This window comes from Alishewanella agri BL06, assembly GCF_000272005.1.
In the GTDB taxonomy this organism is placed as follows: domain Bacteria; phylum Pseudomonadota; class Gammaproteobacteria; order Enterobacterales; family Alteromonadaceae; genus Alishewanella; species Alishewanella agri.
Window position 1 is genome coordinate 33113 of sequence record NZ_AKKU01000010.1, and the last position, 19983, is coordinate 53095.

General features: G+C 50.0%; 14 protein-coding genes and 3 tRNA genes. 14 read left to right on the forward strand and 3 right to left on the reverse strand.

All coding sequences use genetic code 11. The features are described from left to right. The first annotated feature begins 2 nt into the window (after nt 1-2). The 8 genes from mfd to AGRI_RS04075 all read left to right on the forward strand — a co-directional run bounded on the left by mfd (nt 3) and on the right by AGRI_RS04075 (nt 11518). On the forward strand, nt 3-3479 hold the full coding sequence (gene mfd, locus AGRI_RS04040; RefSeq protein ID WP_008983731.1) for a transcription-repair coupling factor: 3477 nt from the start codon (nt 3-5) through the stop codon (nt 3477-3479). Next, entirely contained in the window at nt 3479-4519 is a 1041-nt protein-coding gene (locus AGRI_RS04045; protein ID WP_008983732.1) for a CsiV family protein, read from the forward strand. The genes mfd and AGRI_RS04045 overlap by 1 nt, the downstream gene beginning before the upstream one ends. A gap of 1 nt (nt 4520) precedes the next feature. Continuing rightward, on the forward strand, nt 4521-5027 hold the full coding sequence (locus AGRI_RS04050) for a DUF3087 family protein (RefSeq protein ID WP_008983733.1): 507 nt from the start codon (nt 4521-4523) through the stop codon (nt 5025-5027). Nucleotides 5028-5046: 19 nt separating this feature from the next. After that, the gene (gene ylqF, locus AGRI_RS04055; protein ID WP_008983734.1) at nt 5047-5982 is read left to right on the forward strand and encodes a ribosome biogenesis GTPase YlqF; all 936 of its coding nucleotides are present in this window, start codon (nt 5047-5049) and stop codon (nt 5980-5982) included. Nucleotides 5983-5991: 9 nt separating this feature from the next. Beyond that, the gene (locus tag AGRI_RS04060) at nt 5992-6405 is read left to right on the forward strand and encodes a BLUF domain-containing protein (RefSeq protein WP_008983735.1); all 414 of its coding nucleotides are present in this window, start codon (nt 5992-5994) and stop codon (nt 6403-6405) included. Nucleotides 6406-6501: 96 nt separating this feature from the next. Then, nucleotides 6502-7899: a 30S ribosomal protein S12 methylthiotransferase RimO gene (gene rimO, locus AGRI_RS04065; protein WP_008983736.1), complete on the forward strand. Its 1398-nt coding sequence runs from the start codon at nt 6502-6504 to the stop codon at nt 7897-7899. A gap of 130 nt (nt 7900-8029) precedes the next feature. Beyond that, a complete protein-coding gene (gene fusA / locus AGRI_RS04070) occupies nt 8030-10117 on the forward strand; it encodes an elongation factor G (protein ID WP_008983737.1) in 2088 nt (695 codons plus the stop codon). 123 nt (nt 10118-10240) lie between these two features. Then, nucleotides 10241-11518 (forward strand): acetyl-CoA hydrolase/transferase family protein, encoded by a 1278-nt coding sequence (locus tag AGRI_RS04075; protein ID WP_008983738.1) that lies wholly within the window; start codon nt 10241-10243, stop codon nt 11516-11518. 62 nt (nt 11519-11580) lie between these two features. Here AGRI_RS04075 and AGRI_RS04080 read toward each other — a convergent pair whose 3' ends face one another. The 3 genes from AGRI_RS04080 to AGRI_RS04090 all read right to left on the reverse strand — a co-directional run bounded on the left by AGRI_RS04080 (nt 11581) and on the right by AGRI_RS04090 (nt 15863). Then, nucleotides 11581-12369, reverse strand: a complete 789-nt coding sequence (locus tag AGRI_RS04080; protein ID WP_008983739.1) for a putative porin — start codon at nt 12367-12369, stop codon at nt 11581-11583. Nucleotides 12370-12489: 120 nt separating this feature from the next. Then, nucleotides 12490-14505 carry an excinuclease ABC subunit UvrB gene (gene uvrB, locus AGRI_RS04085; RefSeq protein ID WP_008983740.1) on the reverse strand — a complete coding sequence of 672 codons (2016 nt, stop codon included), beginning with the start codon at nt 14503-14505 and terminating at the stop codon, nt 12490-12492. Between the two features lie 8 nt (nt 14506-14513). Continuing rightward, nucleotides 14514-15863 (reverse strand): MATE family efflux transporter, encoded by a 1350-nt coding sequence (locus AGRI_RS04090; RefSeq protein WP_008983741.1) that lies wholly within the window; start codon nt 15861-15863, stop codon nt 14514-14516. Nucleotides 15864-16351: 488 nt separating this feature from the next. Here AGRI_RS04090 and AGRI_RS04095 point away from each other — a divergent pair. From AGRI_RS04095 to rsxB, 6 genes are all read left to right on the forward strand, one after another. Further along, nucleotides 16352-16428 (forward strand) — tRNA-Asn (locus AGRI_RS04095). 23 nt (nt 16429-16451) lie between these two features. Continuing rightward, nucleotides 16452-16528: transfer RNA gene (locus AGRI_RS04100), tRNA-Asn, on the forward strand. A gap of 20 nt (nt 16529-16548) precedes the next feature. Beyond that, a tRNA-Asn gene (locus tag AGRI_RS04105) sits at nt 16549-16625 on the forward strand. A 175-nt stretch (nt 16626-16800) separates the two neighbouring features. Then, nucleotides 16801-18726 carry an EAL domain-containing protein gene (locus tag AGRI_RS04110; RefSeq protein ID WP_008983742.1) on the forward strand — a complete coding sequence of 642 codons (1926 nt, stop codon included), beginning with the start codon at nt 16801-16803 and terminating at the stop codon, nt 18724-18726. A gap of 120 nt (nt 18727-18846) precedes the next feature. After that, a complete protein-coding gene (gene rsxA, locus AGRI_RS04115) occupies nt 18847-19431 on the forward strand; it encodes an electron transport complex subunit RsxA (RefSeq protein WP_008983743.1) in 585 nt (194 codons plus the stop codon). Next, a complete protein-coding gene (gene rsxB, locus AGRI_RS04120) occupies nt 19428-19979 on the forward strand; it encodes an electron transport complex subunit RsxB (protein WP_008983744.1) in 552 nt (183 codons plus the stop codon). The genes rsxA and rsxB overlap by 4 nt, the downstream gene beginning before the upstream one ends. The last annotated feature ends 4 nt before the right edge of the window (nt 19980-19983 follow it).

Genomic DNA, 19983 nt, shown 5'->3' on the forward strand with positions numbered 1-19983 from the left:
ACATGCAGCTTCTAAACACCTTATCGATGCAGTTATCCCAGCGCGAGCAACAGAGCCTGGGCCAGTTAACCGGTGCTGCCTTACCACTTTATATCAGCGAACTGGTGCAGCAACATCCTGCGGTTTACCTGCTGATTGTGCAGGACACCCCGGCGGCATTGCGGCTGGAGCAAGAGTTGGCAGTATTTCTGGATCCCAGCCAATGTCCACTTCTCACCTTACCAGACTGGGAAACCCTACCCTATGATGTGTTTTCGCCGCATCAGGATATTATTTCGCAGCGACTGGAAACCCTGTATCGGTTACCCCGCTTAAAGCACGCTTTAGTCATAGTACCGGTTAGCACCTTACTGCTTAGGATTGCCGGGCGTGAACATTTGGAGCAACACAGCTTTTTAATCCGTGAACAGCAGCAAACCGATCTGACAGCCTTAAAACAGCAGCTCACTGCCGTGGGCTACCGCCATGTTGAACAGGTTATGGAACACGGTGAATTTTCGGTGCGCGGCTCCCTGCTGGACTTATACCCGATGGGCGCCACTACACCTTATCGGATCGATTTTTTTGACGATGAAGTTGATGCCATTCGCACCTTCGATCCGGACACCCAGCGCAGCTTAGATAAGGTGCCACAGATCGCACTGCTACCGGCGCATGAATTTCCGACCGATAAAGCCGCCATTGAGCGGTTCCGGCTAAAATACCGCGAGCGCTTTGCCGCCCGCAACGAAAAAGAATCGCTGTATCAGCAGGTAAGCCAGGGCATTTTGCCGGCCGGTATCGAGTACTATTTACCCTTGTTTGCCGAAAGTACCAGTAGCTTATTTTCCTATCTGCCGGCCAACAGCCGGGTGTTGATTTGTGGTGACATAGAACATAGCGCCCAGCAGTTCTGGACTGAACTAAAACGCCGCTATCAGGATAGAGCTATCGATCTGCTAAGGCCCATTTTGCCTCCAGCGGAACTCTATCTGGCGGTCGATGAACTGTTCGCACTGTTAAAAGACTTACCCCGGGCTAAACTGAGTCGGGCTGCGCTCCCCGCCAAAGCTGGCATGCACAACTTACCCGTGGCGGAGCTGCCGGCGCTGAACATCAATCATCAATTGAAACAGCCACTGGAAGCCTTACTCAGTTTTTTAGTCACGCTAAAACAGCAGCAAGGCCGGGCACTGTTCCTGGTGGAAAGTGAAGGCCGGCGCGAGAGTTTACTGCAACTATTGCACAGAGCAGCAGTGCACTTGCGCGAATACCCCAGCCTGACGGCCTTTTGGCAGGCCGAAGATGATTTGGGGGTAATGGTTGGTAATTTGGAGCAAGGCGCCCTGCTGCAGCTGGATAAGCCGCTGGCACTGATTAGCGAAAATGAATTGTTCGGCCAGAAAATCAGCCAACGCCGACGCCGCAAGCAAAGCCAACAAATCTCTTCCGATACCATTATCCGTAATCTGGCAGAGCTGAGCCTTGGTCAGCCGGTTGTGCATTTACAACATGGTATTGGCCGTTATCAGGGTTTACAGGTATTAGATGCCGCCGGCATCAGCGCTGAGTTTGTTACCATTGAGTACGCCGGTGGTAGCAAGCTGTATGTGCCGGTGACCTCATTGCATTTATTAAGTCGCTATTCCGGTAGCGATGCCGAGCATGCACCGCTGCATAAACTCGGTAACGATACCTGGGAGAAAGCCCGTAAAAAAGCTGCCGAAAAGGTGCGTGATGTCGCGGCAGAATTGCTGGATATCTATGCCCAACGTGCGGCGCACCAGGGCTATGCGTTTAAACTGGATCAACAGCAATACGCGGCTTTTGCCGACAGCTTCCCGTTTGAAGAAACGGCCGACCAGTTAGATGCGATTAATGCGGTACTAAACGATATGCAGCAACCACAACCGATGGATCGACTGGTGTGTGGTGATGTCGGCTTTGGTAAAACCGAGGTGGCGATGCGTGCCGCCTTTGTCTCGGTCAATGACGGTAAACAAGTCGCCTTATTGGTGCCCACCACGCTATTGGCACAACAACATTTTGAGAACTTTAAAGACCGTTTTGCCAACTGGCCGGTACGGGTTGAAGTGTTGTCACGCTTTGTTAGCCCCAAGGCGCAAAAAACCATCCTTGACGATCTGACTCAAGGCAAGGTTGATATCCTGATTGGTACCCATAAATTACTACAAGACGATATTAAATTTGCTGATCTGGGTTTGCTGATTGTCGATGAAGAGCACCGTTTTGGCGTGCGGCAAAAAGAGAAAATCAAAGCGCTGCGCGCCAATATTGATATTCTGACGCTGACCGCAACACCAATACCGCGCACTCTGAATATGTCGATGTCTGGCATGCGTGATTTATCTATTATCGCTACCCCACCTGCCCGCCGTTTGGCGGTAAAAACCTTTGTCCGCGAGTTCGAAAATGGCCTGCTACGCGAAGCCATTATGCGGGAGATCCTGCGCGGCGGTCAGGTGTATTTTCTGCACAACGATGTTGCCAGCATCGAGAAAATGGCCAGCGATTTGCTTGAGCTGGTACCGGAAGCCAATATAGCCATTGCCCATGGCCAGTTACGCGAACGTGAGCTGGAACAGATTATGGCCGACTTCTATCATCAGCGGTATAACTTGTTATTGTGCTCTACCATTATTGAAACCGGCATCGACGTGCCAACAGCCAATACCATTATTATTAATCGCGCCGATAATTTTGGTCTGGCACAGTTGCATCAGCTGCGAGGCCGGGTCGGTCGCTCGCATCATCAGGCTTATGCTTATTTACTGACACCGCCACCGAAGCGTTTGACCAAAGATGCTGAAAAACGGCTGGAAGCCATTGCCAGTCTGGAAGATCTCGGTGCCGGTTTTGCGCTGGCGACCCATGACCTCGAGATTCGCGGCGCCGGTGAGTTATTAGGTGATGAGCAAAGCGGCCAGATTGAGGCGGTGGGTTTTACGCTCTATATGGAAATGCTGGAAGAAGCGGTACAGGCACTTAAAGCCGGCCGCGAACCGAGTCTGGATAGCCTGTTAAGTCAGCAAACGGAAATTGAGTTGAAGATTCCGGCGCTGTTGCCGGAGAGCTATATTCCGGACGTGAATTTGCGGCTGTCGTTCTATAAAAAGCTGGCCAGCGTGCGCAATGAACAAGAGTTGGACGAGGTTCAGGTTGAATTAATCGACCGTTTTGGATTATTACCGGATGCCGCCAAACATCTGGTGCAACTGAGTAGCTTTAAACTGTTGGCACAGGAGTTAGGTATTAAACGGATTGAAGCTAATGCCAAGGGTGGTGTGATAGAATTCGCCGAAAGAACTATGGTTAACCCGGCTTACATTATCCAGTTGATCCAAACACAATCACGGATCTTTAAGCTGGAACAAGGCCAAAAACTGCGCTTCCAGATTGCCGCAGTGGATTATAAAGACCGGTTACAACTGATCAGCAATATGCTGGCCGAGCTGGCCAAACATAAGGTAGGACATTAATGAAATTTCGGCTGTTATTCGGCAGTTGTTTATTATTAAACGCCCTGACAATACAAGCTAACGAACGTTGGTTTGAAGTGGAGATGATTATCTTTGAACGTACCGCCGACAGTGCATTAAAAGAGGCATTCCCGGAGCAGGTTACGCCAATCAGACTGGGGCGTAACCTGGATTTACTTAGTGCGCGGGTTAATCCTGATGTCACCTCTCTGGTGCTGGCGCTGCAACCTTGCCATCCACCGGCGGTTACGACCGCTCCCGCTAGTCCGGTCGCGCCGGATTGGCGGGTACCAGAAGCAGTTATGTGCTGGCAAGAAACTCAGCCCTTGGCCTGGCAGTCCACAAAGCTGTTTCCCGAATACACCTTAAATACCCGTGGCAGTTGGCCACAACAAATTGGCCCCAGAATCACTGGCACTGCGGGACATCAAACTACGCCCTATCTGGCAGCCGACAGTGCTATGCAACTTACCGAAGTTGCGGAACGGATCCGCCGGCAACGCCAGCACCAGTTGTTATTACATACCGTCTGGCGCCAGGCACCGGTCACTGAGCGGCGGGCCATTCCCAGCCGCTGGTATGCCGGGCGCAACTATAGTCAGCAATTTGACTACTGGGGACAACCGCTGACGAATACGGCTACCGTTGTCGAGACCGCAAGTACTGTGGCCAGTGGCGATTTGCTGGAGCAAATTGACAGTCGTCTGCAACAGCTTGCTGCTGGCGTCCCCCTGGCGCAACCGACTGAGAATAGCGAAGAGCAACGCCGGCTGGCACAAAGCAATGCCAATATCCCTGAGCAAGTCTGGCAGCTGGACGGGTTATTTAAGCTGCATCTCGATCATTACTTGTTTGTGAATACCGACTTTAACCTGCGCCAGCTAAAGGATGGTAAGCTGAACAGCATTAACATTAAACAAAGCCGACGCTTGATTAGCGGTGAAATTCATTATTTAGATCACCCGAAACTTGGCATCGTATTGCAAATTCGTCGCTTCGAGCCGCCGATTGCGCCGGCGCAGCCAGAGGGAGCAGAATAAGATGCGGTTACAGCCCGTTGATAAACAACGTTACCGGCAACGCCTGAACCGCATCACTGTGCTGAGTATCCTGGCACTGCTCGTGATTAGCCTGGCCAGCTCGACGTTATTGATCAGCTTGTTTGCCACCGGTTCAGGTTCTAACTTCTGGTTAAATCTGAGCGGCGTAGTTATCGGTTGTCTGGTAGTGGGCTTTAGTTTAAAGCGGCTGCGTAGCCGGCCTTACTTTGCTGAGGTAGCCTATATCTGGGATTTAAAACACGAATTAAATTTAATACAGCGTAAACTGCGAGCCATTCAAGCAGCAGCTGAACAGAATGATGCTACCGCCCTGCTAATTCTGGCCTTTAGTTACGCCGGTTCACGACTAATTTGGCAGCTGGATGATAATACGCTGATGATGTCCGAGCTAAATCTGGCGGATAATAAACTGCAAGAACAAATCAGCGGGCTAGGCCTTAAGCTCGACTTGGATACATACCGGCGTGAATTACTCGCGCGCTTTTAACCTTACCACAGGATAGCTGATGTCAATTAACTGGTTTCCGGGCCATATGCACAAGGCCCGCAAAGAAATCGCTGAGGTGATGCCACAGGTCGATATTATTATCGAAATGCTGGATGCCCGTATTCCGTTTTCCAGTGAAAACCCACTGGTACCGCAACTGCGCAAAGATACGCCTTGTATCAAAGTATTGAATAAAGCCGATCTGGCTGATCCTGCCCTGACCGCGCGCTGGGTTGACTATTTTGCCGAGCAAAAAAATGTCCGCGCTATCCCAATCAGCCAACAGCAACCGGAACAAATTAAAGCCCTGCTTGAGCTTTGCAATAGCATGCTGCCGGAACGCAATCTGGAACTGAGAGCCGCCCGAGCAATGATTATGGGCATTCCTAATGTAGGAAAATCCACCCTAATCAATACCTTAGCTGGCAGAATCATTGCTAAAACCGGTAACGAGGCAGGTGTAACCAAAGCGCAGCAAAGGATCAAACTCGAGAACAATGTGATCCTGACCGATACGCCCGGCTTTTTATGGCCCAAGCTCAGCCCGACCACCTGTGGTTATCGTCTGGCGGTGACCGGCGCCATTAAAGACACCGTATTTGATTATGCCGATATCGCGCTCTTTGCCGCTGACTACCTGCTGCAAGCTTATCCGGCAGCAGTGATGGCACGGTTCGGACTAACGGAGCAGCCAGAGAACGATCTGGCACTGCTGGATGCCATCGGTATGCGTCGTGGCGCAATGCGCAAAGGCGGCGTGGTCGATTTAGAAAAAGCCGGTGCGATCTTAATCACTGAACTCCGGGCCGGTAACCTCGGCCCTATTACGCTGGAAACGCCTGAGATGGTGAGTCAGGAACTGATCGACGCCAAGGCCGAAGAAGCGGCAAAGTCGGCAGAGAAAGCCGAACGCGAAGCCGAGCGCAAACGCAAAGCGCAAAAACGTTACCGTTAAGGAGTTGAGATGAGCGAGCCGCTGTTACAACTGACGTATATTAGCGATATTCCCTCATCGCTCACAGCATCGGATATTGCGGCTATTCATCAACAAGCTAATCGCAACAACCAGCAGTTAGGATTAACCGGGCTGCTGTTGCATACCGGACGGCATTTTATGCAATTACTGGAAGGTCCAGCGCCGTTGGTGCGTTCACGCTTTGCCATTATCGCAGCCGATCCGCGGCATCAGCAGGTGCGATTAATCAGCGAACGGTCAATCGCCAGCCGGCAGTTCCCAAACTGGCACATGGGATTAAAACGACTGTTAGATCAGGATGAAGATGCCGATCTGACGGCTGTAATCAACCTCTACGGCCAACAGCAACACTTCTCACCACAGCACGCCGAGGCTATCGCCCTGTTATTTCAGGCGGTTTAAGCTCAACGCTGCTTTTTTAAACAGCAGCCACTGTATCTTTAGCGCGCTTTAGGTATAATGCGCGCCCGGTTTTTCCTTTACCCTGCACAGGCAACTATGAGCGTTCAGACATTCGATCCCAGCCAAACCACCACGCTGGATACCCCGGCCAAAACCTTAGCCGAACAAGCCAGCAACGGCACGGGCAACAAAATAGGCTTTGTTTCGCTCGGTTGTCCGAAAAATCTGGTCGACTCAGAGCGGATCCTGACCCAACTTAAAGCTGAAGGCTACAATATCGTACCAAGCTATGATGATGCCGAGCTGGTGATCGTGAACACCTGCGGTTTTATTGACTCTGCGGTGCAGGAATCCTTAGACACCATCGGCGAAGCGCTGGCGGAAAATGGCAAGGTTATTGTCACCGGCTGTTTAGGCGCCCGGGAAGATGAAATTCGTGAAGTGCACCCTAATGTACTGGGGATTACCGGCCCGCACAGTTATGAGAATGTGCTAAAGCAGGTGCATGAGTTTGTGCCGAAGCCGAAATATGATCCCTTTACCATGCTGGTGCCGGACCACGGTGTAAAACTGACGCCGAAGCATTATGCGTATTTAAAAATTTCTGAAGGCTGTAATCACCGCTGTACTTTCTGCATTATTCCGTCAATGCGCGGTGATTTGGTCAGCCGGCCGATTGGTGAAGTGCTGGATGAAGCGCAGCGCCTGAAAAACGCCGGCGTAAAAGAACTGTTGATTATCTCGCAAGATACCAGTGCCTATGGCGTTGATGTGAAACACCGCACGGGCTTTTGGAATGGTCAGCCGGTAAAAACCTCAATGCAATCGCTGTGCGAAGCACTGGGCGAAATGGGCATTTGGGTGCGGCTGCATTATGTGTATCCCTATCCGCATGTCGATGACATTATTCCTCTGATGGCGCAAGGTAAAGTATTACCCTATCTGGATATCCCGTTCCAGCACGCCAGCCCACGGATTTTAAAATTGATGAAACGGCCGGGACAGGCGGAAAAGGTACTGGAGCGGATCAAGAAATGGCGGCAAATTTGCCCGGATCTGACTATCCGTTCTACCTTTATTGTCGGCTTCCCGGGTGAAACCGAAGAAGATTTCCAGCTGTTACTGGATTGGCTGCAAGAAGCGCAGTTGGATCGGGTTGGCTGCTTTAAGTACAGCCCGGTCGACGGTGCCAAAGCCAACGAGCTGCCGGATCCGGTGCCAGAGGATGTAAAAGAAGAGCGTTACCATCGTTTTATGCAGCTACAGCAAGCGATTAGTGCTGAGCGCTTGCAAGCTAAAGTCGGCCGCACCATCAGTGTGCTGATTGATGAAGTAGACGACGAAGGCGCTATTGGCCGTAGTTTTGCTGATGCGCCGGAGATTGATGGTGCGGTGTATCTGAATGGTGAAAACAGCCTAAAACCAGGTCAACTGGTGCAGGCGGTGGTAGAACATGCGGATGAATATGATTTATGGGCAACGCTGGTCGAATAACACAGCGTGCCGAAGAATTGACAGTTACATAGAAATTTAACAAATTTCACTGATTTTTTTTCGGGCAAACTGAAAAAAAATCCTGTATATTGTCGCCCTAATTTTCAAACCCTAGCTTATAGAGACTACTATGTCAGCAGATTTATCCTTATATAGAAACATTGGTATCTTCGCGCACGTTGATGCCGGTAAAACCACTACCACTGAGCGGATCCTGAAATTAACCGGTAAAATCCATAAGCTGGGCGAAGTTCACGAAGGTGAATCGACTACCGACTTTATGGAACAGGAAGCTGAGCGCGGTATCACTATCCAGTCAGCGGCTGTAAGCTGTTACTGGAAAGGTCACCGTTTCAACGTTATCGATACCCCGGGTCACGTTGACTTCACTGTAGAAGTATACCGTTCACTGAAAGTTCTGGACGGCGGTATCGGCGTATTCTGTGGCTCTGGTGGTGTAGAACCACAATCAGAAACCAACTGGCGCTACGCGAACGACGCTAAAGTATCTCGTCTGATTTTCGTTAATAAATTAGACCGTATCGGTGCTGACTTTATCCGTGTAACTGAACAGGTTAAGAAAGTACTGGGCGCTAACCCACTGATCATGGTGTTACCAATCGGTCGTGAAGATACATTCACTGGCGTTGTTGACCTGTTAACCAAACAAGCTTACGTATGGGACGAGTCTGGCCAACCAGAAAATTACACTGTAACTGACGTGCCAGCAGATATGGCTGATGACGTTGAAATGTACCGTCAGCAGCTGATTGAAACCGCGCTGGAAATGGACGATGACCTGCTGATGGCTTACATGGAAGGTGAAGAGCCTTCAATCGAAGAAATCAAGCGTTGTATCCGTAAAGGTACCCGCGATCTGGCTTTCTTCCCAACTTTCTGTGGTTCAGCCTTCAAAAACAAAGGTATGCAACTGGTGCTGGATGGCGTAGTTGAATATCTGCCTTCTCCAACTGAAGTTAACCCACAGCCACTGACTGACGAAGAAGGTAACGAAACTGGCCAGTACGCTATCGTTTCTGCCGACGAGCCATTCCGTGCGTTAGCGTTCAAAATCATGGACGACCGTTTCGGCGCCCTGACCTTTATCCGTATCTACTCTGGCGTACTGAACAAAGGCGATACCATTCTGAACTCGTTCACCGGTAAAACCGAGCGCGTTGGCCGGATGGTAGAAATGCATGCTAACGACCGTACCGACCTGACTACGGCTCAGGCAGGTGACATCGTTGCACTGATCGGTCTGAAAAACGTGCAAACCGGTCACACCCTGTGTGACGTGAAAAACCCTTGTACACTGGAGCCAATGGTATTCCCAGAGCCGGTAATCTCTATCGCAGTACAGCCAAAAGATAAAGGCGCTATCGAGAAGATGGGCGTGGCTATCGGCCGTTTGGTATCTGAAGATCCAACTTTCCGCGTTGAAACTGATCAGGACTCTGGCGAAACCATCCTCAAAGGTATGGGTGAACTGCACCTGGATATCAAGATTGACATCCTGAAGCGTACTTATGGTGTTGAGCTGATTGTAGGTCAACCACAGGTTGCTTACCGCGAAACCATTACCCGTGAAGTTGAAGACAGCTACACGCACAAGAAGCAGTCTGGTGGTTCTGGTCAGTACGGTAAGATCGACTACCGCATTCGTCCGGGTGAAGTCAATACCGGTTACACCTTTAAGTCAACCGTAGTGGGCGGTAGCGTTCCGAAGGAATTCTTCCCGGCTATCGAGAAAGGCTTTAAAGAAATGATGGCTACTGGTCCTCTGGCAGGCTTCCCGGTACTGGACGTTGAAGTTGAGCTGTTCGACGGTGGTTTCCACGCTGTTGACTCATCAGCTATCGCGTTCGAAATCGCTGCTAAAGGCGCTTTCCGTCAGTCTATGCCGAAAGCCGGTCCACAGCTGTTAGAGCCAATCATGAAAGTCGACGTTTTCACACCAGAAGACAACATCGGTGACGTGATCGGTGACCTGAACCGTCGTCGTGGTATGATCTTAGGCCAGGAATCAGGCGCTATGGGCGTTCGCGTTAAAGCGCACGTACCACTGGCCGAGATGTTCGGTTATATCAGCCACCTGCGTACTATGACTTCTGGTCGTGGTCAGTTCTCAATGGAATTCGATCACTACTCACCATGTCCAAACAACGTGGCTGAAGTGGTTATCGCCAAAGAAAAAGAAAAGAAAGCTAACAAGTAATTGTCGCTTTTCGAAACAGCCCCGCCCCGTGCGGGGCTTTTTTATGGCTGCGACTTGATCGCTATCAGCTTTGCTAAACACAAAAGCAGCTACACTAAGGCTTTAGTACCCTTAGGAGCCGCTATGCGCTGTGCAACCGCCGAACAGGCGTTAAGTATCCTCGCCGATCATGAGCAAATCTGGTGCCAATCTATGGCCGCCACGCCATGGTTCTTATTACAGGCCCTGGCGAAACTGGCACCACGCTATCAGAACCTTACACTGCTACAGCTACATACCGAACATAGCGAAATCTTGTGCCAACCCGAGCTACAAGGCCATCTGCGTCAGCGCTGCTTCTTTGTTGGCAGCAGTACCCGTAATGCCATTCAGTGTGGTCAGGCAGATTATGTACCAATTTTTCTGTCTGAAATTCCCAAACTATTCCGCAGTGGTGAGCAACCTCTCGATGCAGCATTAATTCAGGTGTCGCCGCCCGATAAACATGGTTACTGTAGCTTAGGCATTTCGGTCGAAGCCACCCGGGCCGCGCTGCAAATGGCGAAAAAAGTGATCGCCTGGGTTAATCCGCAAATGCCGCGTACCCATGGCGATTCTTTTATTCACCTAAGCCAAATTGACCGCTATGTCGAGTTTAGTGCGCCGATGCCGCTGCATCTGTCGGCGGAATTGGATCCGGTAACCCGGCAAATTGGCCAGCACGTTGCCAGCCTGATCCGCGATGGCGATTGTTTGCAAATGGGCATCGGTGCTATCCCGGATGCGACTCTGGCCTGCCTCGGATCGCACCAGCGTTTGGGGATCCATACCGAAATGTTTTCTGATGGCGTGTTGCCGCTGCTGGAAAGGGGCATCATTACTAATCAAAATAAAAAGAAACATCGCGGTAAAATTGTCACCACCTTCGCGATGGGCTCACAAGCCTTATATGATTTTGTCGATGACAATCCACAGGTCGTGTTTTTAGATGTGGAATACACCAACGATACGGCAGTGATCCGCCAGAATTCGCAAGTGGTGGCGATTAACAGTGCGCTGCAGGTTGATCTTAGCGGTCAGGTTTGTGCCGATTCTCTCGGTACTAAGATCTATTCCGGTGTCGGTGGTCAGATGGATTTTGTCCGCGGCGCCAGTTTATCTGAAGGTGGCCGGGCTATTATTGCCCTGCCCGCTACCGCTGCGGGTGGCACAGTCTCGCGCATTTGCTCACTGTTAACACCCGGCGCCGGTGTGGTAACGACGAGAGCTCATGTGAATTATATTGTTACCGAATATGGTATTGCACAATTACGGGGCCGCAGCCTGACCGAACGCGCTAAAGCTTTGATTGCCATCGCTGCACCACAATTTCAGGAGCAGCTGGCACAGCAAGCCTGGCAAGATTGGGGCCTTACTATATAGCCAGTAAAGGATAAAAAAGGGGGGCCAAAGGCCCCCAACATCAGCAAGAACGGTTGCAGAAATTAGAAACGGAAGCTGGCACCCAGATGAAATAAATCATCGCCGGTATCAACGCTATCAAAGGTTACACCGGCACGCAGCGCCAAATTGGGCAACGCATACCACTGACCGCGAACGGTAAAGGCATCCGCTTCCGGATCAAATACCCCTTTGGTGGTCCAGTCATAGGCCAGGCCTAATGACACATTCTGACCAAAATAGTAATCAGCAGCGACGCCAAAGCGGCCCAGCGAACTGTCAGCTAAATCCATATAGCTGGCTTCAATATTGATAAAATCACCATGCGCCAGCGTCATTAACTTTTTGGTACTAATACCGTACTGGGTGGTACTGCCGTCACCATCCGGACGCAGATGCTCAACATCTAATTTCACTAACCAGCTCGGGTCAACATAGTAACCCAGGCTAGCCTGACCGACGCGGTCATCACTATTGTTCAGCTCAGTCCATAACAAACTGGCATAGAAATTATGGCTAACGTCGCGATATTCGCCGCCCAGGCTCCAGCCACTTAAACTGGTTTTGCCCAGGGTACCAAAATCAAACTGATTGTACTGATAACCGAATAACAGGCTGCTGCTACGGCTTAAAAAGCCGGCTTCTGCACGAGGCATATTATTCGGGGTTTGTACCGGGCTTAAATAAAACTGATGAGACAAGCTGTAGCTATCCAGCTCAGCATTAAGGATGTCGCCCCATTGATAATCCAGGTTGGTCTGGTGTTGAAAACTGTTGGCCAGCGCGCCGGCAGAACACAGAGATAAAGCGGTGGCGATTAAAGTACGTTTCATAGTTGACCTCACTTAGTCAGTTTTCCATTGATATTGTGCAACTGAGCGCATCTTAGGCGTTGCAACTTAATGAAAACTGAATAACCCTATGAAAACGTTTAGACTTTAAGCAGCCACCACTTAATCTGCCGGTAATTCGAGCAATAACAGCTTTAGTTGGTGGATCTGATCCCGTAACGCCGCTGCCTGCTCAAACTCCAGATCGCGGGCATGCTGCAGCATTTTTTGCTCCAGTTGCTTAATTTCCGCCTGCAACTGATAAGGCGTTTTGCCCTGCCGCAACCGGCTTTGCTCCGCCACCTGCCGGAGTTTAGTATCACCCTGCTGCGGCGCCTGCCCCAAATCCATCACATCGGCCACTTTTTTCTTAATGGCTTGAGGCGCAATACCATGCAAGGCATTAAACGCTTGCTGTTTGGCACGCCGCCGCTCTGTTTCAGAAATTGCCCGTTGCATGGAATCGGTGATGCGATCGGCATAGAGGATGGCGCGGCCACTGAGGTTACGCGCCGCGCGACCGATGGTTTGAATTAATGAACGCTCAGAGCGTAAAAAGCCCTCTTTATCGGCGTCCAGGATGGCCACCAACGATACTTCCGGAATATCCAGACCTTCCCGTAGCAGGTTAATCCCAACCAACACATCAAAAACACCAAGTCGCAGGTCACGGATAATTTCCATCCGCTCTACCGTATCGATATCAGAATGCAGATAGCGCACCCGGATTTGGTGCTCGCTCAGGTATTCAGTCAGGTCTTCGGCCATTTTTTTGGTTAGGGTAGTCACCAGCACCCGTTCATTCCGCTCTGCCCGTCGCATCGCTTCCGACATCAAATCATCAACCTGGGTCGCCACTGGCCGGATCTCAATTTCCGGATCCACCAGCCCGGTTGGCCTGACCACCTGCTCGACGACTTCGCCGGCGGAATGTTCCAGCTCATAGGCCGCCGGTGTCGCGGAAACATAAATTCGCTGCGGCGCGATCATTTCAAATTCTTCAAATTTCAATGGCCGGTTGTCCAATGCTGATGGCAGGCGAAAACCATAATTCACCAGGTTTTCTTTACGCGAGCGATCGCCTTTATACATGGCACCAATTTGCGAGATGGTGACATGTGACTCATCGATAAACATCAGGCCATCTGCCGGAAAATATTCCAGCAAGGTTGGTGGCGGCGAACCGGGTTCGCGGCCAGACAAATAGCGGGAATAGTTTTCGATGCCCGAGCAATAGCCCAGCTCCACCATCATTTCGATATCAAACTGCGTGCGCTGCGCGATCCGCTGCTCTTCCAGCAATTTATTCGCGGCTAACAGCTCCTGACGCCGGGCAGCCAAATCGACTTTAATTTGCTCGACGGCCGCTAAAATGGTTTCGCGTGGCGTGACATAGTGGGTTTTTGGATAAACCGTAAAGCGGGTGACAATTTTCTCAATAGCACCTGTTAAAGGATCAAATAAGCTAATTCGCTCAATTTCTTCATCAAACAGCTCTACCCGCACCGCGATATCATCCGATTCGGCTGGAAAAATATCGATCACTTCTCCACGCACGCGGTAAGTAGCGCGCTCAAAAGCCAAATCATTACGGGTATATTGCAACTCAGCCAGGCGGCGCAGGATAAAACGCTGATCGACGATGTCGCCCTGCTTAAGATGCAATAACATTTGCATATAGGACTGTGGATCACCCAGACCATAGATGGCAGAGACGGAGGCGATAATGACGACGTCACGACGCTCCATCAGCGCTTTGGTTGCCGATAGACGCATCTGCTCAATATGTTCATTGATGGACGCATCTTTCTCAATAAAGGTATCCGTCGACGGCACATAAGCTTCCGGCTGATAGTAATCGTAGTAGGAAACAAAATACTCTACCGAGTTATGCGGAAAAAAGGCTTTCATCTCACCATATAGCTGTGCCGCCAGCGTTTTATTGTGCGCCATGATCAAAGTGGGCCGCCCGACTTTCGCAATCACATTCGCCATGGTAAAGGTTTTGCCGGAACCCGTGACGCCAAGTAGGGTTTGATGCGCCAGGCCAGCTTCCAGCCCCTCAACCAGCTTGCGAATCGCTTCAGGTTGATCGCCTGCCGGCTGGTAGTCCGACACTAATTCAAATGCGCGTGACATAACACTCCCTACTGATAACGTTGCACAACTTGTCGAAACCAATGATACGCCAAACCCGCGGTTAACAGATTACCCAGGGTAGCACCGATAAAAACCCCGGGAACGCCGGCCAGTTTACCGCCCAGCCAGGCCAGCGGAATATAACAAACGAAAAACCGGATCAGGCTTAGAATCATTGCTTTAGCCGGCAGGTGTAAGGCATTAAATGACGAATTGGTCAGAATAATAATACCCTGTAAACCATAAGATAATGGCAGCAGCCAAATAAAATAATGAATATAGGTTGCGACCTGTTGGTCCCGGGTAAAAGCAGCAGCGATTGGATACGCCAGCAAGGCCAGTAACAAATAGACAGCGGCCTGCCACTTCAACACAAAGTGACAACAGGTCAGATACGCTTGCTGCACCCGTCCCAACTGCCCCGCACCGAAATTCTGGCTTACCACTGGTGGCAACGTCATCGACAACGCCAGTACCACCAAACAGGCAATGCTCTCCAGCCGCATCCCCACACCCAAGGCGGCAACGGCTTGTGGTCCATAACTGGCCATTATAGCTGTCAAAATCGCCATAGCGACCGGCGTTAACATATTCGCCGCTGCAGCCGGCAAACCGATATGTAAAATCCGGCGCCAGATGCCGAGCATTATCGGTACAGGTAACCAGATGCGGTCCAAAAGGCCACGTTTAACGCTAAGCCAATACAGAATAAATAAGAAACCGGTTAACCAGGAAATCACCGTCGCCAGCGCCGCACCTTGCATGCCAAGCTCTGGGAAAGGCCCAAGACCAAAAATAAGTAGTGGATCCAGCACAGCGTTTACTAAGCCGCCACTGGCCATCACCAGGCTGGGGATTTTTGTTTCCCCTGCCGCCCGTAAGATAGCATTACCAATCATTGGTGTGACCAGTAACACTGAACCGGCCAGCCAGACCAGCATATAGTCGTCAATATAATGTTGAATAGCGGCAGGTGCACCTAACAAAGTGAACAGCGGCTTTAGAAATAATGCGGTAAGCAGCGCCAGAATCGTCACCAATAAGGCCGATAACCAGAGTGCTGCCAAGCTATCGGCCTTGGCTGATTCGGTAGCCCCGGCTCCCAGGGCTTTAGCAATCAAAGCGGAAGTCCCGATACTTAAGCCAATCGCCAGGCTGATAATCATAAAAGTAACAGGAAAAGTAAAACTGATCGCCGCTAATTGATCAGTCCCTAACAGACTAATAAAAAATGTATCGACCAGATTAAAACTCATTAGCGTTAACATGCCCCCTAGCACCGGCCAGGTCAGACGTTGCATCAAAGGTGCGATTTCGGCGCTAAGTAACGGATTAACAGAAGGCTTGGTCTCTGACATGATACACACTGCAGCATAAGGGCCGCTTATTGTAGTCAAATTTGGCGCCCGCTACCATGGATCAGGCTTATTTAGCTATGATCGTCCGGATAAAGTACACATTGCTGACAAATCATGCGCTGCGGCTCCTCTTGGCAACGACAGCGAACTATTGCCATAAACAAATTTTGTAAGTGACTGTATTTAAAGGAATAAAAAATTCACCGCAAAGTACTTGACCCGAGCCAAAGCCATCCAGTGTAAGGCTTAGCGGCAACAGATAACCTATAACTCACAGACTTATCCACAGCTTCTGTGAGTAACTTTCGCCAACCCTTTCGCGACAAGCTAACTGGCAATGCAACAGCAACGATAGCGGTAGAAAACGCTGGCAAAAGCAGCATAGTGGCGAAACTCTATGCAAGTGAACTCTTCGGCTGAAAATCAGCTTGGCAAAGTGTTGACAGTCTTGTTGGCTGGCATTAGTATTGCGCCCCGTTGAATGCTGTTCCCTAGTAGCTCAGTTGGTTAGAGCGGCGGACTGTTAATCCGTAGGTCACTGGTTCGAGTCCAGTCTGGGGAGCCAATCCCTCAAAGCATTCTCGGCGTTCCCTAGTAGCTCAGTTGGTTAGAGCGGCGGACTGTTAATCCGTAGGTCACTGGTTCGAGTCCAGTCTGGGGAGCCAAATCCTAAATACCTTTCTGTTCCCTAGTAGCTCAGTTGGTTAGAGCGGCGGACTGTTAATCCGTAGGTCACTGGTTCGAGTCCAGTCTGGGGAGCCACTTACTTCTGTCAGGCACCAAGCCTAAACTGTTTTTACATTTACCTCACGCTGGCGTCAAATCAAGGTTATTTATTTATTTTTAAAGTTTTTTTTGCTTTAATATAGACAATATCTGCAACACTGACCTTCCAAGCTTCTTTCAGGGATAATGCTATGTCCGGTGGTAAGGAATTATGAAGAATTTTCGAACGCTACTCATTGCACAACTTGTTGCTGCATTATTATTGGTTGTTATTCTTGTGCTGGCGTTTCTGCAATTCGGCAAGCAGCAGTTACAACAACAGGAAACGCAGGCTCAGATCGTGGTGGAACAAATGCTTAGCGGCCAGATTATCTCTGACGGTAAAGCACTAAGTCGTCAGCTGGAGCGCAGTCTGGCTTTAAAGAGCCTGCAAATCAGTAAACTGGATGGCACTATCCTTTATGAGCAAAACAGCGCACCAAGTCAGCCAAATTTGATGCAACGCTTGCTTACCGTGAGTGGTAAGGTATTTCAGGCGCAAACAGTACGTGACGAACAGCAGGAAATTCGTGTCCGCTTTGAACTTAACCCACAACAACAGTTACAGGCTTTGCAGAACCATTTATGGTTAATCGTCTTCCTGCCGTTACTGTTGGGCTGGTTACCGGTGTTTTTTGTAAAAAGCAGTATGGAGCGCAAATATCGCCGGGCCGCGGAAGCCGTTAATCATGCCATTGAAGGCTTCTTAAATCAGCAAAAGCCGGATAATCAAGCTTTTCAGAAACTGCCAGCCGAATTTAATGATCTGGCTCAGGCATTGCAACGCCTGGCAGCCCATAACCGGCAACAGTATGAAAAAATGACTGCCGATGCGCAGCAAATTGCCGAAGCCGCCTATAAAGACCCGGTAACTGGCCTGCCGAACCGGAATCGCTTTGTACAAACCTACGAAGAATTTAGCAAAGGTGACAGCCAAACTGACTTTGGCATTTTTGCGATCACTCGCTGTACTGAACTGCAAACCCTTAACCAAACCCGGGGCTTTCAGGAAGGTGACAACTACGTCAGTCAGGTTGCCGACATTATTAAGAAAGTTACCGCAACCTACAAAAATGCAGCCTTGTTCCGTTTAAACAGTTCAGATTTCGGTATTTTATTGCCGAGAGTTACCGCCAAAGAGGCGGAGAACTTTGCGCTGCAGCTGCAAAGCCGTTTTAACGAGTATCAGAAGTTAGCTGAACTCGATTCAGTGGCCTACACCGGTCTTGTCAGTTATGAGACAGGCAAAGCTCTGGGTGAATTGCTGGCTACTGCCGATACCTCAATCAGCCTGGCACAAACTAAACAACCGAATGCCTGGCACCTGCAAAAAGAAAGTAGTGGTCTGGAAAATGCCAGTAACAGCTATGGCAATCAAAACTGGCGTAATGTGATTGAAGATGTGCTAACGAATAACCGCCTGACGTTGTTGCTGCAAAGCATTCAGCCATCGAGTCGCGCCGCCAAAGCCTACTCCGAGATCCTGGTGCGTTTTAAAACGCATGAAGACCAAATCCTGCCAACGGCATCCTTTTTAGCGATGGCGGAGAAACTGGATAAAATTATTGCTGTTGACCGGATGATTATCGAAACTGCGCTGACAACCATTAAAGAGCGCAATATGCAGGACCAGTATTTTGGCATTAATCTGTCACCGCGTACTGTGCATGACGATCAATTTGTGATCTGGCTGGAGCGGCGGTTATTAAAAGATGCCAATATTGCTTCCAAGCTGGTGTTTGAAGTGTCTGAGTTTGGTTTACAACAAAACCTGAAGACCAGTAAGCGCTTTATTGATATGGTACACCGTGCCGGTGCGCGTATTACCGTCGAAAAATTTGGCGTTGGCATTACCTCCTTTAAGTTTTTCCGTGATTTGAAACCGGATTACGTGAAAATGGACGGTAGCTATACCCGACATATCGATAGTGACAAGAACAATCAATACTTTATGCGGTTAATGATAGATCTGGCGCACCGGATTGGCGTAGGGGTATTCGCCGAAAGCGTCGAAACTCAGGAAGAGAAACATATGCTGGAGTCGTTATTCATCGACGGTAACCAGGGCTATTACATCGGCAAACCAACACCCATGTAAAGCCAACGCTACTCCGGGCTACGAGGGTTTTACTGCGAGGTAAAACCCTTTGTTTTATCGGGTTGTAAGCCCTGTGCCAAGGTAGCATAATATAGGCCCTAACTTACGTAACATATCCTTATGACTGAATTTCTGCTGTTGTTGCTCAGTACCATCCTGGTCAATAACTTCGTATTGGTAAAGTTTCTCGGTCTCTGCCCTTTTATGGGGGTCTCCGGTAAGCTGGAAACGGCGATCGGTATGTCTATGGCCACAACTTTCGTACTGACCCTGGCCTCGATTTGTAGCTATCTGGTTGATACCTATTTATTGGGTCCGCTGGATTTACTTTATTTACGCACCCTGAGCTTTATTCTGGTTATCGCCGTGGTGGTGCAATTTACCGAAATGGTAGTCCATAAAACCAGTCCCAGTTTGTACCGGTTGTTAGGCATCTTCTTGCCACTTATCACCACTAACTGCGCCGTATTAGGTGTTGCGCTGTTAAACGTCAATGCCCGGCATAACTTTATCAACTCTGCACTTTACGGCTTTGGCGCCGCCGTAGGATTTTCTCTGGTACTGGTGCTGTTCGCAGCGATGCGCGAACGTTTAGCCGCCGCTGATGTCCCCGTGCCGTTTCGCGGTGCGGCAATCGCGATGATTACCGCTGGGCTGATGTCTTTGGCGTTTATGGGCTTTAGCGGTTTGGTGAAAGCGTTATGACATTGTTAAATGCTCTGCTCGCGCTTGGCGTGCTGTCCTTATTATTCGGCGCTCTGCTCGGCTATGCAGCGATTCGTTTTAAAGTAGAAAGTGACCCACTGGTCGAGCAGATTGACGATATCCTGCCGCAAACCCAGTGCGGCCAATGTGGTTACCCCGGCTGTCGGCCCTATGCCGAAGCGATCGCCAATGGTGATGATATTAATAAGTGTCCACCAGGCGGTGAAGCGACGATTAAAAAGTTGGCCGAACTGCTTGGGGTAGAAGCTAAGCCGTTAAATGCCGCCCAGGAAGTCGCAGTAAAGCGCGTGGCCTTTATCCGGGAAGAGGAATGTATCGGCTGCACTAAATGTATTCAGGCTTGCCCGGTGGATGCGATTTTGGGTGCCTCGAAACAAATGCACACCGTGATCGCCGACGAATGTACCGGTTGCGATCTCTGTGTTGAACCCTGTCCGGTTGATTGTATTGATATGATCCCGGTCACCGTCACAGCCGAACGCTGGAAGTGGGATCTCAACACTATACCTGTCAAGCTGGTGGAGTAACGAG